The 20665-nt window shown below is 43.5% G+C and carries 22 protein-coding genes; 15 read left to right on the top strand and 7 right to left on the bottom strand.

Annotated features, from left to right (window positions below; all coding sequences use genetic code 11):
* Positions 1-34: 34 nt before the first annotated feature.
* A complete protein-coding gene (gene serS, locus LNL84_RS01035) occupies positions 35-1342 on the top strand; it encodes a serine--tRNA ligase (protein WP_244354407.1) in 1308 nt (435 codons plus the stop codon).
* A gap of 134 nt (positions 1343-1476) precedes the next feature.
* Here serS and LNL84_RS01030 read toward each other — a convergent pair whose 3' ends face one another.
* The gene (locus tag LNL84_RS01030) at positions 1477-1896 is read right to left on the bottom strand and encodes a universal stress protein (RefSeq protein WP_244354405.1); all 420 of its coding nucleotides are present in this window, start codon (positions 1894-1896) and stop codon (positions 1477-1479) included.
* Positions 1897-2077: 181 nt separating this feature from the next.
* Positions 2078-3358, bottom strand: a complete 1281-nt coding sequence (gene bioA, locus LNL84_RS01025) for an adenosylmethionine--8-amino-7-oxononanoate transaminase (RefSeq protein ID WP_244354403.1) — start codon at positions 3356-3358, stop codon at positions 2078-2080.
* A gap of 124 nt (positions 3359-3482) precedes the next feature.
* On the opposite strand from bioA, the gene bioB reads away from it, so the two are divergent.
* Genes bioB through bioD form a run of 4 tightly spaced genes read left to right on the top strand, consistent with a single transcriptional unit; the run spans position 3483 to position 7183 of the window.
* Positions 3483-4535: a biotin synthase BioB gene (gene bioB, locus LNL84_RS01020; protein WP_244354401.1), complete on the top strand. Its 1053-nt coding sequence runs from the start codon at positions 3483-3485 to the stop codon at positions 4533-4535.
* Positions 4519-5673, top strand: a complete 1155-nt coding sequence (gene bioF / locus LNL84_RS01015; RefSeq protein WP_244354399.1) for an 8-amino-7-oxononanoate synthase — start codon at positions 4519-4521, stop codon at positions 5671-5673. Before bioB ends, bioF begins: the two co-directional genes overlap by 17 nt.
* Positions 5673-6509 carry a malonyl-ACP O-methyltransferase BioC gene (gene bioC / locus LNL84_RS01010; RefSeq protein ID WP_244354397.1) on the top strand — a complete coding sequence of 279 codons (837 nt, stop codon included), beginning with the start codon at positions 5673-5675 and terminating at the stop codon, positions 6507-6509. Before bioF ends, bioC begins: the two co-directional genes overlap by 1 nt.
* Positions 6485-7183 (top strand): dethiobiotin synthase, encoded by a 699-nt coding sequence (bioD, locus tag LNL84_RS01005; RefSeq protein WP_244354395.1) that lies wholly within the window; start codon positions 6485-6487, stop codon positions 7181-7183. Before bioC ends, bioD begins: the two co-directional genes overlap by 25 nt.
* Before the next feature lie 46 nt (positions 7184-7229).
* Here the strand turns inward: bioD and LNL84_RS01000 are convergent, their stop codons facing one another.
* Entirely contained in the window at positions 7230-7397 is a 168-nt protein-coding gene (locus LNL84_RS01000) for a hypothetical protein (protein WP_244354394.1), read from the bottom strand.
* Between the two features lie 422 nt (positions 7398-7819).
* On the opposite strand from LNL84_RS01000, the gene htpX reads away from it, so the two are divergent.
* From htpX to LNL84_RS00955, 9 genes are all read left to right on the top strand, one after another.
* Entirely contained in the window at positions 7820-8695 is an 876-nt protein-coding gene (gene htpX / locus LNL84_RS00995) for a protease HtpX (protein ID WP_244354392.1), read from the top strand.
* 182 nt (positions 8696-8877) lie between these two features.
* A complete protein-coding gene (locus LNL84_RS00990) occupies positions 8878-9297 on the top strand; it encodes a nuclear transport factor 2 family protein (RefSeq protein WP_244354390.1) in 420 nt (139 codons plus the stop codon).
* Positions 9294-10028, top strand: coding sequence for an SDR family NAD(P)-dependent oxidoreductase (locus LNL84_RS00985; protein ID WP_244354388.1), 735 nt, complete (start codon positions 9294-9296; stop codon positions 10026-10028). The genes LNL84_RS00990 and LNL84_RS00985 overlap by 4 nt, the downstream gene beginning before the upstream one ends.
* Before the next feature lie 25 nt (positions 10029-10053).
* Positions 10054-11340 carry an NAD(P)/FAD-dependent oxidoreductase gene (locus tag LNL84_RS00980; RefSeq protein ID WP_244354386.1) on the top strand — a complete coding sequence of 429 codons (1287 nt, stop codon included), beginning with the start codon at positions 10054-10056 and terminating at the stop codon, positions 11338-11340.
* On the top strand, positions 11337-12089 hold the full coding sequence (locus LNL84_RS00975) for a DUF1365 domain-containing protein (protein ID WP_244354384.1): 753 nt from the start codon (positions 11337-11339) through the stop codon (positions 12087-12089). The genes LNL84_RS00980 and LNL84_RS00975 overlap by 4 nt, the downstream gene beginning before the upstream one ends.
* 69 nt (positions 12090-12158) lie before the next feature.
* Entirely contained in the window at positions 12159-13412 is a 1254-nt protein-coding gene (locus LNL84_RS00970) for an SAM-dependent methyltransferase (protein ID WP_244354382.1), read from the top strand.
* Between the two features lie 2 nt (positions 13413-13414).
* The gene (locus LNL84_RS00965) at positions 13415-13912 is read left to right on the top strand and encodes a DUF2878 domain-containing protein (RefSeq protein ID WP_244354380.1); all 498 of its coding nucleotides are present in this window, start codon (positions 13415-13417) and stop codon (positions 13910-13912) included.
* A gap of 4 nt (positions 13913-13916) precedes the next feature.
* A complete protein-coding gene (locus tag LNL84_RS00960) occupies positions 13917-14504 on the top strand; it encodes a chalcone isomerase family protein (RefSeq protein WP_244354378.1) in 588 nt (195 codons plus the stop codon).
* Positions 14505-14509: 5 nt separating this feature from the next.
* Complete coding sequence (locus LNL84_RS00955; protein ID WP_244354832.1) at positions 14510-15037, top strand: DUF3833 domain-containing protein; 528 nt, start codon at positions 14510-14512, stop codon at positions 15035-15037.
* Between the two features lie 59 nt (positions 15038-15096).
* On the opposite strand, the gene purB is transcribed toward LNL84_RS00955, so the two are convergent.
* The 3 genes from purB to mnmA all read right to left on the bottom strand — a co-directional run bounded on the left by purB (position 15097) and on the right by mnmA (position 18353).
* Positions 15097-16467, bottom strand: coding sequence for an adenylosuccinate lyase (gene purB, locus LNL84_RS00950; RefSeq protein ID WP_244354376.1), 1371 nt, complete (start codon positions 16465-16467; stop codon positions 15097-15099).
* A gap of 140 nt (positions 16468-16607) precedes the next feature.
* A complete protein-coding gene (hflD, locus tag LNL84_RS00945) occupies positions 16608-17225 on the bottom strand; it encodes a high frequency lysogenization protein HflD (protein WP_244354374.1) in 618 nt (205 codons plus the stop codon).
* Positions 17226-17243: 18 nt separating this feature from the next.
* Complete coding sequence (gene mnmA, locus LNL84_RS00940) at positions 17244-18353, bottom strand: tRNA 2-thiouridine(34) synthase MnmA (RefSeq protein ID WP_244354372.1); 1110 nt, start codon at positions 18351-18353, stop codon at positions 17244-17246.
* A gap of 239 nt (positions 18354-18592) precedes the next feature.
* Between mnmA and LNL84_RS00935 the strand changes: the two genes are divergently transcribed.
* Positions 18593-19897, top strand: a complete 1305-nt coding sequence (locus LNL84_RS00935) for an inosine/guanosine kinase (protein WP_244354370.1) — start codon at positions 18593-18595, stop codon at positions 19895-19897.
* Between the two features lie 48 nt (positions 19898-19945).
* On the opposite strand, the gene LNL84_RS00930 is transcribed toward LNL84_RS00935, so the two are convergent.
* Positions 19946-20353: an H-NS family histone-like protein gene (locus LNL84_RS00930; RefSeq protein ID WP_244354368.1), complete on the bottom strand. Its 408-nt coding sequence runs from the start codon at positions 20351-20353 to the stop codon at positions 19946-19948.
* Positions 20354-20665 lie beyond the last annotated feature (312 nt).

Genomic DNA, 20665 nt, shown 5'->3' with positions numbered 1-20665 from the left:
AGAAAAATTCACAAATTAAAGCATAGGATTGGCAATGCTGGATTCTAAATTACTTCGTACTGAGCTGGATGAAACAGCTGAAAAACTGGCACGTCGTGGGTTTGCCCTTGACGTAGAAACTATTCGTAAACTTGAAGAGCAACGTAAGTCGATTCAAGTCGAAGTTGAAAATTTACAATCCACGCGTAATTCAATCTCCAAGCAGATCGGTCAAAAAATGGCGGCTGGAGACAAAGAAGGTGCTGAAGAGATCAAAAAGCAGATCGGTACACTAGGTAGTGACCTTGAAGCGAAAAAGGTCGAGCTAACAGAAGTGATGGCTCAACTAGAAGAGATCACATTATCAGTACCAAATGTACCAGCTGATGATGTACCTAACGGCAAAGATGAAAACGAAAACGTCGAGATTTCTCGTTGGGGTAAGCCAAAGTCTTATGACTTTGATGTGAAAGATCACGTAGATTTAGGCGAAATGGGTGATGGCCTCGATTTCGCAAGCGCAACAAAAATTACCGGCGCACGCTTTATCGTGATGAAAGGTCAATTTGCTCGCCTACACCGCGCAATTGCTCAGTTCATGCTTGATCTTCACACAGAAGAGCACGGTTATACGGAATTGTATGTACCGTACCTAGTTAACGCTGATAGCTTGTTCGGTACTGGTCAGCTGCCTAAATTTGGCAAAGATCTTTTCCATACTGAACCTCTAACTGAAAAAGCGAGTGATGAAGAGCCACGTAAACTGTCATTGATCCCGACAGCAGAGGTACCGGTGACTAACCTTGTGCGCGATACGATTACTGAAGAGGCTGACCTGCCTTTGAAGATGACAGCTCACACTCCTTGTTTCCGTTCAGAAGCGGGGTCATATGGCCGTGATACACGTGGTTTGATCCGTATGCACCAATTCGACAAAGTTGAGTTGGTTCAGATCACTAAACCTGAAGATTCAATGAACGCACTAGAAGAACTGACTGGACATGCCGAGAAAGTATTACAACTTCTAGAGTTGCCTTATCGTAAAGTAGTGCTGTGTACGGGTGATATGGGCTTTGGTGCTCGCAAGACGTACGATCTTGAAGTCTGGGTGCCAGCACAAGAAACGTACCGTGAGATTTCGTCTTGCTCAAATATGTGGGATTTCCAAGCTCGTCGTATGCAGGCTCGTTTCCGCCGTAAAGGTGAAAAGAAGCCTGAGCTTGTACACACGCTAAATGGTTCTGGTCTTGCTGTCGGCCGTACTATGGTTGCTATTCTAGAAAACAACCAGGAAGCGGATGGCCGCATTGCAATCCCAACGGCTTTACAAAAGTATATGGGCGGAAAGACCCACATCGGTTAATCGTCAAGAAATGAAAAGCCCAGCTTTATGCTGGGCTTTTTTATGTCTCGAAGTTAATCACTTACGCTAACGTCTTCTGACCAAAATGACCAAAATGACCAATGTTGAATCAGTTCTAGAGCGATCTGTGATAGTTAGATTGGAACAATAAGAATATCCACAGGTGATTTGTTGATGAGGTGCTTAGAGTAAGAAACGAGATTACTCCAAAAATCATGATGGTGGCCACATATCAACAGATCGACTTTATGCTCTAGAATTGCGTCTTGAAGCTTAGTACTCAGATCACCAGTCCCTACAAGGAAGTGTTTTACTGGGTATTGCGCAGAACTTTCAAATTCCTTTAATTGCTCCAAAACATGAGCATTTAAAGGGCACTCATCTGAGCTTTCTTTTATGTCGACCAGTTCAGGGTAAATCTCGCCATGAGTTCCATCGATATGGATAAAAGAAACCTCGGCGTCAAACTGCTCAGCAAGAGAGCCCGCTCGATTGATGAGCACGTTACTGTCTTCAGAGACTTCAAGTGCGACGAGTATATGTTTGTATTTCATGACAACGTCCTTTTGCTTCAGTGACTACTTTTAGCATAGTTCGAGATAAAACATTTTGTATCGAAGACGTCGCAAATCCGCCAAAAAAGAGATTTATTTCTTACTTGGCAGACAGTTGGAGATACTCATCCATGATAAATGTTGCGCTGTGCCAGCTAGGAAAAGTCAAACTAGTGCGGCGCTAAGACGCGAAGCAATCATCACGAAGCAGGGCACTTTCAATGGCATTAACCAGCTGTGCAATATTAGCCTCATTGCTGATAAACGGAGGCATCATGTAAATTAGACGACCAAACGGTCGGATCCAAACTCCTCGATCAACAAAGTGCTGTTGAATAGTATCCATTCTTACCGGTATGTGGGTTTCTACTACACCAATGGCGCCAAGCCAGCGAACATCTTTAACTCTTGTGCTCTCTTTAAGCTTAGGCAAATACTGTGCAAACCAGCGCTGAATGTCCCTCGTCTGGGTTTGCCATTCTCCAGTCTTAATTAAATTAAGACTGGCATTAGCGACAGCACAGGCAAGTGGATTTGCCATGAAGGTGGGACCGTGCATAAAGCAGCCCGCTTCCCCCCCACAAACAGTATCTGCGACATGCTTACTCGTTAAGGTCGCAGATAGCGTCATGTAGCCACCGGTAAGCGCTTTGCCTACGCAGAGAATGTCGGGTTTGATATTAGCGTGCTCACACGCAAAGAGCTTTCCTGTACGGCCAAAGCCAGTGGCGATTTCATCGGCAATGAGTAACACCCCATAATCATCACATAGCTCGCGGACTCGTTGAAGGTACATAGGATTATAAAGACGCATTCCACCAGCACCTTGCACAATTGGCTCTAAGATAACCGCAGCGATTTCCTGATGATGGCAGCGCAATTTGTTTGCGAAGTCCATTATATCATTTTCCTGCCATTCATCCCAAAAACCGCACGTCGGTGACGTTGCAAAGATATGCTCAGGTAAAAATCCTTTGTACAAGCTATGCATGGAGTTATTTGGGTCTGTAACGGACATTGCGGCAAAGGTGTCGCCATGATACCCATGGGAGAGTGTTAGAAACTTAGGTCTGCTTTCGCCGCGAGCATGCCAGTATTGAAGTGCCATTTTAAGGCTGACTTCGACAGCGACAGAGCCCGAATCGGCGAGAAAAACGTGCTGTAAATTATCGGGTGTAAGCTCAATGAGGCTTTTACAAAGATCTATTGCCGGCTGGTGGGTAATGCCCCCAAACATAACATGCGCCATTTTTTGGGTTTGAGCATGAAGAGCATCGTTAAGAACTGGGTGATTGTAGCCATGAATCGTCGCCCACCAAGATGACATACCATCTATAAGATTGGTGCCATTTTCAAGAGTGAGAGTCACGCCGCTTGCTGACTCAACGGGGTAGCAGGTAAGTGGGTTTGTCGTAGACGTATATGGGTGCCAGATGTGCTGGCGATCAAATTCTAAATCCATGAATATGCTAAATTGGTTGAATTATAATCAACCGTAAACCTAATGCTTGCCTGTGATGTTGACAGTCTACCGCGTGTCTGTAGACTAGCCAAGCAGAACAACATCACTAATTAAGGAATGCAAAGTGGAAGTACGTCATAACTGGACACTCAATGAAGTCAGCGAGCTGATGAATAAGCCCTTTATGGATCTATTGTTTGAAGCGCAGCAAGTTCATCGTCAATTTCAAAAAATCAACCATGTCCAAGTCAGTACGTTACTTTCAATTAAGACTGGCGCTTGTCCTGAAGACTGTAAATACTGCCCTCAAAGTGCGCGCTATCAAACTGATGTTGAGCGTGAAAGATTAATGGAAGTCGAGCGTGTTCTCGAGGCCGCTGAAAAAGCCAAGATCGCAGGTTCCACTCGCTTCTGTATGGGGGCTGCATGGAAAAACCCTAAAGAGCGTGATATGCCCTTACTTGCGGATATGATCAAGGGCGTCAAAGGTATGGGTCTAGAAACATGCATGACACTGGGCATGCTCACGCCAGAACAGGCGAATAGATTAGCAGAAGCCGGATTAGATTATTACAACCATAATCTTGATACATCGCCTGAGTTTTACGGCAATATAATTACCACACGCACTTACCAAGACAGGCTCGATACTTTGAGCCACGTTCGTGATGCTGGAATGAAGATTTGCTCCGGTGGCATTATTGGGATGGGTGAGAGTGCCAATGATCGCGCAGGACTACTAATGGAATTGGCAAATTTACCTGTTCATCCAGAAAGTGTACCAATCAATATGTTGGTAAAAGTTAAAGGAACGCCTTTAGAAAACGTTGACGATGTTGACCCATTTGATTTTATTCGTTTGATAGCAATTGCTCGCATCATGATGCCTCATTCAGCGGTGCGCCTATCTGCTGGTCGTGAAAATATGAACGAGCAGATGCAAACTCTTTGCTTTATGGCCGGGGCCAATTCTGTTTTTTATGGTTGTAAATTGTTAACCACACCAAATCCGGATGAAGACAGTGACTTACAGTTATTCAAGAAATTAGGCATTAATCGCCACGAAGTATCGCAAAAGCCAGATGAAATTCAAGAAAATGAGCTTCTTGATCGCGTTGTTGAGCGTGTTGCGGCTCGTCCAAGTAAAGATGACCTGTTTTATGACGCAAGCGTTTAAAACTCGAATTGAAGCAGCGCTTAATGCTCGCAAAGACCAAGCGTTGTTTCGCACGGTCCACGCTTTTGATTCTGTGAAACAAAGCCAAATTAGTATCGATGGACGGTCATATATTAACTTCTCATCTAACGACTATCTGGGATTGGCCTCGTCAGATGAGCTGAAAATTGCCTATCAAGACTCTGTTACTAAGTATGGCATTGGTAGTGGAGCATCTCCACTGGTTACCGGTCATTCAACGCCGCACCGTTCATTAGAATCTCAACTTTGCGAGTGGTTGGGCTACTCAAGAGCGCTGCTGTTTGGTTCTGGCTTTTCAGCAAATCAAGCAGTGCTATTTACCTTGCTAGAAAAAGGCGATCTGTTACTGCAAGATCGATTGAATCACGCATCACTCATTGAAGCAGGTCATCTAGGGCCTGCAAATATGCGACGCTTTAAGCACAATGATATGGAAGATCTTTCTCGATACCTAAATGGGTCACAAAACACGTTAGTGGCAACTGAAAGTGTTTTCAGCATGGATGGTGATATCGCGCCCATTGATGCTCTATTAGAGCATTGTCGGGCCTCACAGAGTTGGAGCATGATTGATGACGCTCATGGTATTGGTGTCCTGGGAGAGGATGGGCGTGGAGCCAGATCGCTAAGTGAACATAGGCCAGATATTTTGGTCATCACATTTGGCAAAGCATTCGGGCTTAATGGTGCCGCTGTGCTTTGCGGTGATGATATTGCCGATTACCTAACCCAATTTGCACGTCACTATATATATTCGACAGCAATGTCACCAGCGCATGCCTCAGCGTTATCAAAGGCCGCTTCCATGATTCAAACTCAGCATTGGAGGCGAGAAAAACTCTTTGACTTGAGTGAGCAGCTACACAATAAAGTATCGGACTTACATTGTCTTGTTGAGACAAAGACGCCAATTAAGCCATGGTTATGTGGTGAGTCGAATAACGCCATTGACCTGTCAAATGCGTTAAAAGAACAAGGGATTTGGACCACAGCCATTAGACCACCCACCGTGCCAAAAAATAGTGCCAGGTTAAGGATTACATTGTCAGCCGCCCATCACGAAAGTGATATAGATACTTTGTCCTATTCGTTAATGCGCAGCATGGAGGCGTTGTGATGACCAATGTTAGAAGTTCTTCTGTAGCCGTTCAGTCACAAACCTACTCAAATACATCAGATAGCATCGCAGATAAAGTCGCGATCTCACTCGCTTTTGGAAAAGCGGCACAAAGTTATGATAAACATGCAGCGTTTCAGAGAGATGTCGCAGATCGTCTATTGTCACTTTTACCAGAGAACTTATTGGGTGCACAGATATTAGATTTGGGCTGTGGCACGGGATATTGCACCGAGCAATTGATCCAACGTGGAGCCGTCGTGACCTGTGCAGACCTGTCTGAAAAGATGCTCGAACAGGCGAAAGTAAGGTGTGGCAGATCGGCAAAGGATTACGTGATAGCAGATGCAGAGCGCTTACCATTTGATGCCGAATCATTCGATCTTGTTGTTTCCAGTTTGGCTTTGCAATGGTGCGAGGATCTGGCCGTGCCATTGAATGAAATGAAAAGAGTCACCAAAAAAGGGGGAAAACTTCTCTTTTCCACTCTTTTGGATGGTTCTTTACATGAGTTGAAAGAATCATGGTCAAAAATTGATACACATCAACATGTTAACGATTTTATTTGTCTCGATAGGCTAAATATTGCGTTAGCTCAATCTGCATGCGTCAACCATCGTCTAGACTTGCCCCAAATAGTAGTTTGGTATCAAACGGCTTTCGAGCTTATGCGCGACTTAAAAGGTATCGGTGCAAACCATATCGAAAATCGCTCTCAAGGACTTGTAAGTCGCTCTGTGTTGCAAGGTGTAGAGACAGAGTACCGTCAATTTAGAAATGAGCTTGGCTTATTGCCGGCAAGTTATCACGTATGTTTAGGGGCTATTCAATTATGATGGATGCACTATTTATTGCCGGTACGGACACCGAAGTAGGTAAAACTGTTGTTTCAAAAGCAATCCTTAATGCTATTGCGACACAAGGAAAATCGACGGTCGGTTATAAACCAGTAGCGGCAGGCTGTGAGCAGACCGAAAATGGATTACGCAACTCCGACGCACTTCATTTGCAAAGTGCAGCAACACTTGACGTAGAGTATGATCTTGTCAATCCATATGCGTTGACTTTGCCGGCATCGCCACATATAGCGGCGCAGCATGACGGTGTTGAGGTTGACTATAACAGACTCTCTTCTGTATTAGCGGATCATAAAAAAAACAGTGACTTTGTTCTGATCGAGGGCGCTGGCGGTTGGCGTGTGCCAATTTCAGAAAAAGACTGCTTGTCTACCTGGGTCAAGCAAGAAAAACTGCCCGTTGTATTGGTCGTCGGAATTAAGCTTGGTTGTTTGAGTCATGCGATGCTTACTGCTGAGGCTATACGAGCTGATGGGCTTGAAGTGGTCGGTTGGGTTGCTAATCGAATTAATCCGGGTGTTGAGCATTATGCTGAAATTATAAGTATGTTAGAACGAAAGATGGACGCACCTAAAATCGGTGAACTACCGTATGTACCGTCGGTTAAGAAGCGAGATATGGGGCAGTACATCGATTTATCAGTACTGCGTTAAAAATCAAAAAGGGCTGCTACTGCAGCCCTTATTATTTTATAGACAATTACTTGTCTTCACTTAGCCCCATCAAAGCCGATTGTGTTTCCATAATGTGTCTGTCAACATCACTCGGGCTAGACATGCCAAGTTGCTCTCTGGCTTCATCTTCCGAAATTCCGAGATGACAGCACAGTAAATCGATAGCCATTTGAAAATTATTGTTCTCTACCATGTTCGTTTCCTTCTGGTCATGGTTTCAATCGTCTGACTGAACTGTAGCTCTACGTTTGCGCGCATACAATACGACCAAAGTCTAAAGCCTGACAAGTCACGTAGAATCTCTCATTAATACTCATCTATATGCACTAGTGTGCTGATTTTGATGAGTGTATTTATATCAATATCTTATATTATTGAGGGTAACAAAAGGATTAACTTTTTGTTTCAATTTTATCCTTAACCTTGCTTTTCAAATTTAGGACTATACATATATAGTGTAATGTCAAAATGTGCTGTGGATCTCACTGGAGTCTATTATGATTATTGAGACGCACAGTAAAGGAATACGTTCTGTGCCTACACCATCGATGATAATCGATAGTGTCAAGGATATGGGGCAACAGTAACCAAGCTTCTTAAATTGGAGAGTAGTGAATGAAGCGAGTAATGTTATTTTTGGCAACAAACTTGGCCGTTGTACTGGTTTTAAGTGTTGTTTTAAATATTGTTTATGCTGTAACAGGCATGCAACCAGGTAGCCTATCGGGGCTACTCGTCATGGCTGCAGTATTTGGCTTTGGCGGTTCATTCATCTCTTTGATGATGTCAAAAAGTATGGCATTGCGCTCTGTCGGTGGGACGGTCATTGAAAGCCCAAGAAACGAAACTGAGCACTGGTTACTTGAGACTGTCTCTCGCCAAGCGAAGCAGTCGGGTATCGGAATGCCAACGGTCGCAATTTATGACTCGCCAGACATCAATGCGTTTGCAACAGGGGCGAAAAGAGACGACTCGTTGGTAGCGGTTTCTTCTGGGCTGCTTCACAGTATGACACGTGATGAAGCTGAAGCCGTTTTAGCACACGAAGTCAGCCATATTGCAAACGGTGACATGGTCACAATGACGTTAATGCAAGGTGTTGTGAATACTTTTGTTATTTTCCTTTCACGCTTTATCGCCAACATTGTTGCCTCGAGCAATAATAACGAAGAGGGTGAAGGTGGAACCAACATGATGGTGTACTTTGGTATCTCAATGGTTCTTGAATTAGTATTCGGCTTCCTAGCGAGCTTTATTACTATGTGGTACAGCCGTCACCGTGAATTCCACGCTGATGCTGGCGCGGCAAGTTTAGTGGGTAAACATAAGATGATTGCAGCACTGGAGCGCCTTAAAATGAGTCAAGAATCTCAACTTGAAGGTTCAATGATGGCGTTTGGCATTAACGGTAAACGCTCTATTACAGAGCTTTTGATGAGCCATCCACCACTTGATAAACGCATATCGGCGCTACGAGAGTCTCAAATGTAATCTCAATTCTAAGATAGTGAATTTATTTAAAAAAGCTTGGCTCGCATCCAAGCTTTTTTTGATCCATATTTAACATTCCTGCGTATCAGTGCACACAACGCTTCAAAACAAAGGAGCAAGACGGTCCTTCAATTTACACTGTATTAATGGCTAGGGGACTGTGCATGATTTTAGGAGTCACAATGGATATCGACCAAGTAAGCCAAACTTATCAAAAGCTGAGTAAAGACAATCTCTACTTGCTCGAACACATTTATCATCAGGACGTGGTGTTTGAGGACTCCGCTCATCGTTTTGAAGGTTGGCCCGCACTCTCAGCCTATTTTGAGTCCCTGTACACTAACGTCATCAAGTGTGATTTCACCATTCTACATCAGCAACAGGTTGAGAACACAGGGTTCCTTACATGGACTATGGAGTTGCAGCATCCAAAGTTAAACAAAGGTGAAACAGTGTTAGTCAATGGCGTCAGTCAATTGCATTTCTCTGAACAAAAAGTCATTTATCATCGTGACTACTTTGACTTGGGAGAAATGCTTTACGAAAACATACCGCTTCTTGGCATGATCATTCGCAATATAAAACAAAGACTGGGGCAATGAAAATGGTCGAGCATAGTAGCGTTTTTATTACGGGAGCGTCTTCAGGAATCGGTCTGCAATTGGCCAAAGACTATGCCGATAGTGATTGTAAAGTGTATGCCTGTGGTCGTTCAGAGGAGCGACTTTCTGAACTAACCAAAGAACGCCCAGCGATTACGCCACTGATTTTTGATGCGACGGATAAAGAGCAGATTTCCCATGCCTTAAAGTCAATCGACGTCCCTCCGTCATTATGGATTTTGAATGCTGGCAACTGCGAATACGTCGACGACGGGTACATTGATTCTGTTTTGATTAGACGCGTGTTTGAGGCCAACGTCATGGGCACTGTTAATGTTTTGGAAGGCATACAAAGCAGTCTGGCACCGGGACACAGAGTTGTGATTGTAGGCTCAATAGCGAGCGAAGTCGCTTTACCAAGGGCTGAGGCTTATGGCGGTTCTAAGGCAGCGTTAAGTTATATTGCAAGAGGTCTTCAGTTGGATTGGGCTAGAAAACGAATCGATGTTTCAATCGTTTTTCCAGGATTTGTGAAGACGCCCTTAACAGACAAGAACACGTTTTCAATGCCGATGTTAGTGACGCCTGAACGTGCCTCACTGTCTATCAGAAGTGGTATTGCCAAAGGACACTCATCAATTTATTTCCCTCGACGATTTACTTCTATTTTGAGGGTAGTGTCTATGCTCCCATATCGTTGGCAGACCTATTTGGCCAAACGTTTATTATGACTATTTTTTAGTGGTGGAGAAAAACATGAAAATTGCGATCATTGGCAGTGGTATTTCGGGGCTAACCAGTGCGTATTACTTAAACAAGAACCATGATATTACCGTCTTTGAAGCGAATGATTATATTGGTGGCCATACCGCAACGGTCGATGTAGCTTTTCAAGGCAATCAATATGCTGTGGATACTGGTTTTATCGTGTACAACGATAGAACCTACCCTAATTTTATAAAACTGTTAGAGCAAATCGGAGTGGAAGGTACACCGACAGAAATGAGCTTTAGTATCCGAAATGACGATAGCGGACTCGAGTATAATGGTCATACAATCTCAACGCTATTTGCTCAGAAACGCAACCTGCTAAGACCCAGTTTTTATCGTTTTATCTTCGAAATACTGCGCTTTAACAAGTTGGCAAAAGCCAATGCAGAGACACAAATGTCTACCCATACAACGTTGGGAGACTTCCTAACCGAGCATCAGTTTAGCGAGTACTTCTGTCAGAACTATATTTTGCCAATGGGTGCAGCGATTTGGTCGTCGACGTTGGCTGATATGCGTTGTTTCCCTCTTAGTTTTTTCCTGCGTTTTTTCTTAAATCATGGTCTGCTCGATGTGGTAGACCGACCCCAATGGTATGTCGTGAATGGCGGTTCAAGAGCATACATCGATCCGTTAACAAAAGAATTTTCCGATCGTATTCGGCTGTCAACACCAGTATCCAAAGTAACTCGTCATGAGTCTGGTGTTGTCGTTGAAGCGAATGATCAAGAGTACTGGTTTGATCAGGTTATTTTTGCCTGCCACAGTGATCAAGCTTTGAAGCTTTTAGATACTCCCACCCAACAAGAGCAGGAAGTCTTGGCGAATATGGTTTATCAAAGCAATGAAGTTATATTGCATACGGATACGTCTCTACTACCCAAGCGGAAGGCTGCATGGGCGTCGTGGAACTATTATTTAGATGGTAGTAGTACGGAACAGCAAAGATTGCCAGCGCTAACCTACAACATGAATATCCTTCAACACATTAAGGCTGACGCCACGTTCTGTGTATCGCTCAACTCCTCGGAACGGATTAACGAAAACAAAATATTAAAGGTGTTTCACTACAGTCACCCAGTGTTTTCCACATCCTCACTAGCCTCTCAGAAGAGGAAATCAGAGGTCAGCGGCCATAACCATACCTGGTATTGCGGAGCATACTGGCACAACGGATTTCATGAAGACGGAGTAAAAAGTGCCCTTGAAGTAGTGGAGGGCATTGAAAGGTTAGCCAGTACTAACCCAATAGCCACCAAGGGGGCCGCATGAGTCGTACGTTTAGCAACAGCCTGCTCATGGTTGGCCAGGTTAAACATCGTCGTTTTACTCCGATTGAGCACAGTCTCAACTATCCTTTGTTTATGCCTTGTATCGATCTTGATGAATTGGATCTGCTTTGTGAAAAGGTCTGGGGGTTTGGGAAGCATTGGTGGCATTGGGCACGTTTTCGTCGCGAGGACTATATTGGCGAAGGGGATATAAAGCACGCTGTTCATAACAAAGTCTACGACATTACGGGTCAAAGATATTCAGGCAAAATCCTGATGGTCTGTCACTTGCGCTACATGGGACTGTACTTTAGTCCGGTCAACTTTTACTACGTTTATGATCAGAAAGGGGTTTGGCGCTATTTGCTTGCCGAGGTGAGTAACACGCCCTGGAATGAACGGCATTATTATGCAATTAGTGCCGACAGTGGTAAAGAGAAAGAAAATTGGACACACGATAAGGCCTTTCATGTGTCCCCGTTCAATCCCATCGACCAAACTTATGTTTGGAATATTAGAGCACCCTCTGAGCGCCTGTTTGTCCACTTGGCCTGCCATAGAAAAAACAAAGAGTTTGAGGCGACGGTAGCAATGACAGGGCAGGAATTTAGTAGTCGCACATTGATAAAGCAATTGGTGCGAACACCAATAATGACGATTAAGGTTTTGGCCGGGATATATTGGCATGCTTTTAAGCTGTGGCTCAAACGAGCACCGATCTATGACCACCCTTCTAACGTAGACAAATAGAACGATTGGTTTTTTATTATATAAGCACAACGAGAAAAACCATAAGAATTCGAATTAGGGAGAACAGCAATGTTGAATGCAACGTCCTTGGATGTGCCAAAAACACTCAATATATTCCAAAAAACAGCGAGAAATATTGCCTTCAGTTGTTTGTACAAATTAGAGGTTGGCAGTTTAACGATTGTTGAGTCTTATCAAAAAGAGTCGGGGCTGTTGGAGTCAGATCGTACTCAATTTGGTTCCCCTCAAAAGGGCGAGCCAAGTGCGCTTATTGAGATAAAACATCCTGACTTCTATCGTCGTTTAATGAGAGGCGGAAGTATTGCGGCTGGTGAGGCGTTTATGGACGGCTGGTGGGAAAGTCCGGATTTAACCAGTCTAATGGAATTAATGGCTCTCAATCTAAAAGCGGTGGATTCAATTGAGGATAATTCCAGTTTCCTCAGTCGCATTCTTTATAAAATTGCTCATTGGGTAAATCGAAATACAGTGTCGCAATCGAAAGAAAATATCGGTGCACATTATGATCTTGGCAACGATTTGTACTCTACTTTTCTAGATGAGAATATGCTTTATTCGTCGGGAATTTATTCAGCGCCTGATAATAGCTTAGAGCAAGCTCAAATTAATAAAATGGAAAGATTGTGTCAGCAGCTAGAACTTAAAAGTACCGATCACGTGATTGAAATCGGTACCGGCTGGGGTGGAATGGCTATTTATATGGCGAGCAAATACGGTTGTTTGGTGACAACAACGACGATATCGGAAGAACAGTTTGAATATGCCAAGCGTAAAGTTGACGCTTTAGGTTTGAGTGACAAGATCACATTGCTGAAAAAAGACTATCGTTTGCTTGAAGGGCAGTACGATAAGCTAGTCTCAATTGAGATGATCGAAGCAGTAGGTAAGTCTTTTCTATCGTCCTATTTCGAGAAATGCCAACAACTACTAAAACCAAAAGGGATGATGGCAATCCAAGCGATCACTATTGCTGACCAACGCTACGATAATTACGCAGACAACGTCGACTTTATTCAAAAGTACATTTTCCCGGGTGGTTTCCTACCGTCGATTACCGCACTCACACAATGTTCAACCAATTACACCGATCTGATTGTTAGAGACCTGTTTGATATTGGTCTGGACTACGCGTCTACGCTCAAAGCTTGGCGCAACCGTTTTGAACTGTCACTGAATAAAGTCAAAAAGCTTGGCTATGATGAGCGCTTTATTAGGATGTGGACCTATTACTTCTGTTACTGTGAAGGCGGTTTTAGGGCAAAGAGCATCAGTACTGTTCACATGACTTTTCAACGGGGCTGAAGATGACTATGTCGCGTGTACCGTCTCTAATAATCAAAAGTACTTGGTTCCAGCTTCTGTGGGTTATGGCGGTATTAGGGCAAGATAAATGGCAATTGTTACTAGTAGCGCTTGTGGCAATCACGGTGGTTATGGCGAGCTACTTTGATAGGCGAGCTGTGCTTTCCATGGCGGTGATATTTTTGTCTGGCCTGGTTATCGATAGCCTCAACTTATACTCAGGCGTGCTCGTCTTCAATCAGGATGTTCTGCCGCTTTGGTTAATTGCCCTCTGGGCGGCTTTTGGCTGGTATGCAGTTGTTTTATTCTCAGTAGTGAACCGATACCCTCTGTTTCTCGTAAGTATTGTAGGAGGCATAGCCGGAGCCCTGAGTTACTTTGCAGGACTTAAAATTGGAGCCGTATCGTGGAGTTTTTCTCCGATTGCGACAAGTCTGATTTTATTTCTCGAGTGGACACTTTTAATGGCTTTGGTGGTGCGAATTCAAACAAGAGACTAGCGCCATGTTTTTACCAAACCGAAACCTTACAAGCTTGTTGACCAGCTTACTTCTCATCGTGTTCCTGGGCTTAGTAATTGTTCCTGGTCGAGCTCTAGCCAATGAAGATTCTCCTTCTCAAATTCATAACTGGAACGATTGGCCTGTCGTGGGTCAAGCCCAATTGAGCTGGCTTTTCTTTGACGTTTATCAATCACAACTACTCAGTCCGAAAGGGGAATACTTGGTGTCTCAAGACGTGACTCCTCATCCCATCGCTTTAAGAATCAAATACCAAAGAGACATCTCTCGGAAGCAATTGCTTGATGCAACAGCCGAGCAGTGGCAAAAGATGGGTTATTCGCGTGTGAAAAATTCAAACTGGATCGAGGCATTATCAGATATTTTTCCCAGTATCGAAGATGGCGATGAGCTAGTCTACGTTACCGATGGATCGTCCGGAACGTTTTATTTTCATCGTGGCACGCAGAGAATGTTGAACGTCGGCAGTATCCAAGATGAAGAATTAAACGACGCATTTCTAGCAATTTGGCTGTCGCCAAAAAGTGAATATCCACAACTTAGAGCACAGTTAATAGGAGCTAATCGATGAACCACATGAAGATAGTTAGGAACTACCTTTGTTTATTCGCTGCTCTACTGGTTACGGCGTGTAGCAGTGATATTGAAGATTACCGGCAGGCTAGTCCAAGCTTTGATCTGTTTGAGTACTTCGAAGGAGAAACCCAAGCCTGGGGTATGGTACAAGATTACAGTGACAAGCAAACCCGTCGATTTGAGGTCAGTATTGTCGGCACGATAGAGGCAGATACACTGACATTGGTTGAAGACTTTGTATTCGACGATGGGGAAATAACTCAAAGAATTTGGGTGATAAAGCGCTTAGGCGACGGATACTATGAAGGTACGGCTGGGGATATTATTGGTATTGCAACAGGGCGTGAAGTAGGAAATACGTTGCACTGGACTTATGATTTTGAAATCGAAGTCGATGGCAGCCAATATACGGTCGCACTAGATGATTGGCTCCATCGCCAGGATGATAATCATGTATTTAATCTAACCAGTATAAGAAAATTTGGTGTAGAAGTAGGGCGAATTACGCTGTTCTTTGATAAGCAATAACAGAACAAAAAAAGGTAGGCGATAAGCCTACCTTTTTAGTGGAAAACAGCTCAGCTAACTTACAGTTTGTCCGTTAGCTCGATTGCTTGACCAATATAGTTCGCTGGTGTCATGAGCTTAAGGCGTGCTTTTTCATCTTCTGGTAGTTCAAGACCATCAATGAAGTTACGCATAGCTTCACCATCAACTCGTTTACCACGAGTGAGCTCTTTTAGTTTCTCGTATGGCTTTTCGATACCGTAACGACGCATAACCGTCTGTACCGGTTCTGCTAAAACTTCCCAGTTTTTGTCTAGTTCAGCAAGAAGCGCTTCGCGGTTCACTTCAAGCTTAGTGATACCTTTCAGAGTCGAAGTATAAGCAATGATTGCGTAACCTACACCAACGCCAAGGTTACGAAGAACCGTTGAGTCAGTCAGGTCACGTTGCCAACGTGAAACTGGAAGTTTTTGTGCTAGATGTGCAAATACCGCGTTAGCTAGCCCTAGGTTGCCTTCAGAGTTTTCGAAGTCAATTGGGTTTACTTTATGTGGCATAGTTGATGAGCCGATTTCGCCAGCAATGGTCTTTTGCTTGAAGTGACCTAGCGCGATGTAACCCCATACGTCACGATCGAAATCGATTAGGATAGTGTTGAAGCGAGCGATAGCGTCAAAAAGCTCAGCAATATAATCGTGAGGTTCAATTTGCGTTGTGTACGGGTTCCACGTCACGCCAAGAGATTCAGTGATGAATTCTTCACTAAACTTGTGCCAATCTAGCTCAGGGTAAGCGGATAGGTGAGCGTTGTAGTTACCCACGGCACCGTTCACTTTACCTAGGATCTCTACGGCTTCGATTTGCTTATATTGACGTTCCATACGGTACGCCACGTTTGCCATTTCTTTACCCATTGTTGATGGGGAAGCTGGCTGACCGTGTGTGCGAGACAGTAATGGAATATCACGATATTCAACAGCAAGCTGGCCGATTGCATCAATGATGTTACGGAGTTCAGGAAGAATAACGGTCTCGCGAGCTTCTTTTAGCATCAGAGCATGAGACGTGTTATTAATATCTTCAGAAGTACACGCAAAATGGATGAACTCATTAACAGCGTGAAGCTCAGGAACACCGGCTACTTTTTCTTTTAGGAAATACTCAACCGCTTTTACATCGTGGTTAGTCGTGCGTTCAATTTCTTTGATACGTGCAGCATCTTCTTCGCTGAAGTTTGCGGCTAATTCATCAAGAAATTTATTTGCTTCTGCACTGAATGCCGGAACTTCTTTGATTGCATCCGTTGCTGCTAGTTTTTGCAACCAACGAATTTCAACGATAGAGCGGTACTTTAGTAGGCCAAACTCACTAAAGATGCTGCGAAGTGCAGTTGTCTTACTTCCGTAACGGCCGTCTACTGGTGAAACAGCAGTCAATGCTGACAGTTCCATGGTGTTCTCCTGAATTGAGTTTCTATATTTTGTGAGCTTTATACCAATAACAATCGTGTTTGTCACGAAGATTGCGCAAACGTTTGCGTTAAATTTATATTGGTATGGGAATTAGCTCGCAAATCGTTGCGAGCTTAGCATTAAATCCTGGCGAGTAAGATCTGGGCTTGCTCAATCATTTTCTTGCGTCCGAAGACCAAATGACGTCGCTTGCCACCAACCTGACGCCAAAGTACGGCACTGCGAATGCCAGATAGAAGCAAAGCACGAACTTTATGCTGCGTCGTGGTTTGTTGCAGCATTGCAGGTGTACCCGTCACTTGAATTCGAGGGCCAATTGGGCTGATGACATCCAAATAAACACTGGCGAGGTTACTGATCATTTGTTCGTCAAGTAGTTCGTAGTGATCTAATTGACGTTCTAACATCTGCAATCTATCACCCAGTTGAGCCATAGCGTCTCTTCGTCCAGCAAGCTTACGTTCAAGAGCCATCAGGCTAATGATATAACGAGTCACTTCACTTCCTGCCGGCGTACTATCGATGCCATTCACTAGACACTCTAGACCCAATTTAAGATCCGATTCATGACCGAACACTTCAAGTGTATTCGCAGGATTGGTATTGAGTACTGCCTTGAGTGAAGTCGTTAACGCGTCTGAATCACAGTAACCGTCTTTCGCGACTTTCTGAACAAGCGCTACCGCTTGGCATATCCCAGCAAAAGCAATGGTACGGTCATAAAGTGTATTAGCCACGTAATTCTCCTAATTGGTTTAGATGCGCTCTTCTATGATGCCACCACCTAAACAAACGTCGTCTTTATAGAAAACGGCTGATTGTCCGGGTGTAACAGCAACTTGTGGCTCATCAAAAATAACTTTTATTGTCGCATCATCAACAGGGATGATGGTACAAGGTATATCCTGTTGGCGATAGCGAGTTTTGACGGTACAGCTCATTGGCTCTTTGATCACGTTGCGATCTACCCAATGTAATTGAGAAGCAACAAGTCCGGTCGATTTTAGAAGCGGATGATCTGCGCCTTGGACCGCGATTAACACGTTTCGCTTAAGATCTTTATCAGCTACGTACCATGGGTCTTCGTTGCCACCGCCACCTTTTTGACCACCAATGTGTAAGCCTTTACGCTGACCTAAAGTATGGTACATAAGGCCTTGATGCTCGCCAATTTCTTTGCCTTCAGGTGTTTCAATTTTACCCGGTTGTGCAGGTAAATAGCGAGACAAGAAGTCCGTAAATTTGCGCTCACCGATAAAACAAATACCCGTTGAGTCTTTCTTTTTCGCAGTGATCAAATCTTGCTCTTCGGCAATACGTCGTACTTCTGGTTTCTCTAGGTCACCGACAGGAAACAAGCTACGGCCAATTTGTTCGTGGCTCAATGTATAAAGGAAGTAACTTTGGTCTTTATTGTTATCCAGACCTCTTAACATTTGAGGTTGTTCACCGTTCTTTGGGAAAGTGCGACGCACGTAGTGACCCATTGCTATGTAGTCGGCATCGAGGACTTCGTCAGCAAATTCAAGAAATGCTTTAAATTTAATCTCTTTATTGCACAGAATATCTGGGTTTGGCGTTCGGCCAGCTTTATATTCTTCAAGGAAATACTCAAAGACATTATCCCAATATTCGGCAGCGAAATTAATGGTATGTAGGTGGATACCGAGTTTGTCGCAGACTGCTTGTGCATCTGCCAAATCTTCAGCAGCGGTACAATATTCCTCGTTATCGTCTTCTTCCCAGTTCTTCATGAACAGGCCTTCGACTTGGTATCCTTGTTGTTGCAAAAGATACGCAGAAACTGAGGAATCTACACCGCCGGACATACCGACAATCACTTTTTTTTGGCTGTTATCAGACATGTTGTATTTCTACCGATTTGACTTGGACGCCGATTCTAGCAGAAAGATTACGCTCAAAACAGATCCGAGATGTAAATCACACTTTAGTGGACCTTTAAAATCCGCATATTTACAAGGCATGGAGGCCTCATTTTAAAATAAAGCGCGACGTAATCGTTTGCTACGTTACGCGTTGTTGCGACTTAAAGCTGACAAGCGGTAGAATTACGCCTTCCTTCTCAATTCGCAGACGAACTGTTATGAAATTTCCCGGACAACGTAAATCGAAACACTACTTTCCTGTTCATGCCCGTGACCCTTTAGTGAGCCAATCTCAACAAAGTAAAACAATGGCCCGAACTCATATCATTGGTATTGATCAAACTTTGGTTGATATCGAAGCTAAGGTGAGCAGTGAACTGATTGACAAGTTTGGGCTGAGTAAAGGTCACTCTTTAGTCATCGATGACGAAACAGCAGAGCGTCTTTATAAAGAGCTAAAGCAACTAGAATTGATCACTAACGAGTATGCTGGTGGAACGATAGGGAACACTCTTCATAATTACTCGGTGTTGGCGGACGATAAGTCTGTACTATTAGGTGTCATGAGTGCGGACATTAAAATAGGTAGCTATGGGTATCGTTATCTATGTAATACGTCGAGTCGAATGGATCTTAATTATCTACAAGGTGTCGACGGTGCTATTGGTCGTTGTTTTGCGCTAATTACTGAAGACGGTGAGCGTACCTTTGCAATTAGTGAAGGTCAAATGAACCAACTGCATTCTGATAGTATTCCTGAAAGTATATTCGAAAATGCTTCTGCTCTTGTATTAACTGCTTATTTGGTGCGCTGTAAAAAAGGCGATCCGATGCCAGAGGCAACAATGCAAGCGATTAAGTACGCAAAACAATATAACGTTCCTGTCGTTTTGACATTGGGAACCAAGTTCGTTATTCAAGATGATCCTGAATATTGGCAAAGCTTTTTGCAAGAACATGTCACTGTTGTTGCAATGAATGAAGATGAAGCCGAAGCGCTTACCGGAGAGAGCGATCCTTTAGCGGCTTCAGATAAAGCACTTGATTGGGTCGATATTGTATTGTGCACGGCTGGTCCAGTGGGTTTGTTTATGGCGGGATATACTGAAAATGACTCGAAAAGAGAAACCTCGTTGCCGTTATTGCCAGGTTGCATTGCTGAATTCAATCGTTACGAGTTCAGTCGTCCATCTTTAAAAGGTGAATGTGTTAACCCAATTAAAGTGTATTCACATATTGCTCCATACATGGGCGGCCCAGAAAAGATCAAAAATACAAATGGAGCAGGGGATGCGGCCTTATCGGCATTACTGCATGATATGGCGGCGAATAAATACCACAAGGAAAACGTTCCTAACTCAAGCAAGCATCAATATCCATTTTTGACTTACTCTTCTTTTTCTCAAGTATGTAAGTACTCAAATCGAGCCAGTTACGAAGTTCTGGTTCAACACTCTCCTCGATTATCAAGAGGTTTACCAGAAAGAGAAGATAGCTTGGAAGAAGCATATTGGGAAAGATAATAAAAAAGCGCCGAAGAGGCGCTTTTTTATTATTAGAGTTTAGGACACTTAAATAGCGAACTCTTCTAATGATTTACCTGAATCTAGCGCAGCTTGAATTACAGAAGGCGTTCGGCCTTGACCAGTCCACGTTTTTTCTGCACCGCTCGCATCAACGTATTTGTATTTCGCTGGGCGAGGAGCACGCTTAGATTTGCTTTTACCTTTGCTTTCGCCAGATAGAGCAGAAATTAACGCTTCTACATCGATACCGTCTTTAGCGATCATTTGTGCGTATTCAGCAAGCTTAGCTTCGCGCTCTGCATTTGCAGCACGTTCTTCCGCTTCACTTTCTTGTCTTTCTTGCACAACAATAGTGAGTTTATCTAGAGCTTCTTCTAGTTGTTCAATTGTTAATTCACGAGCAAAGGCGCGTAGGCTACGAATATTCAGTAGAGTTTTGGTCAGTTCAGACATGACAATTCCCATGAGTTATAATAGATGACTCGATAAGAATAAACTTGAAAGTTAATTTTGACAATATTTAACTAAGGCTAATAAGGTAAAATATTGTCAATTTTGTGTTGAAACATAAATTAAATATCTTTTTGTGATTAAAACTAATAAAACAGGTAAGTAAATAAAAGAGACTTCTCGCTAAAGAATCACATAACCACTATTGAGTAGTTAAAAAGTTTATGTTTACCGTCGCATAAGTTATGCCTAATACATAATTAAAAAATTACAGTAATTTCATATGAAACCTTGTTGTTAAACATAGAAAGAGTT

The sequence above is a fragment of the Vibrio gelatinilyticus genome (assembly GCF_022836845.1).
GTDB classification, from domain to species: Bacteria; Pseudomonadota; Gammaproteobacteria; order Enterobacterales; family Vibrionaceae; genus Vibrio; species Vibrio gelatinilyticus.
This window is presented reverse-complemented; position numbering and strand designations above follow the sequence as displayed.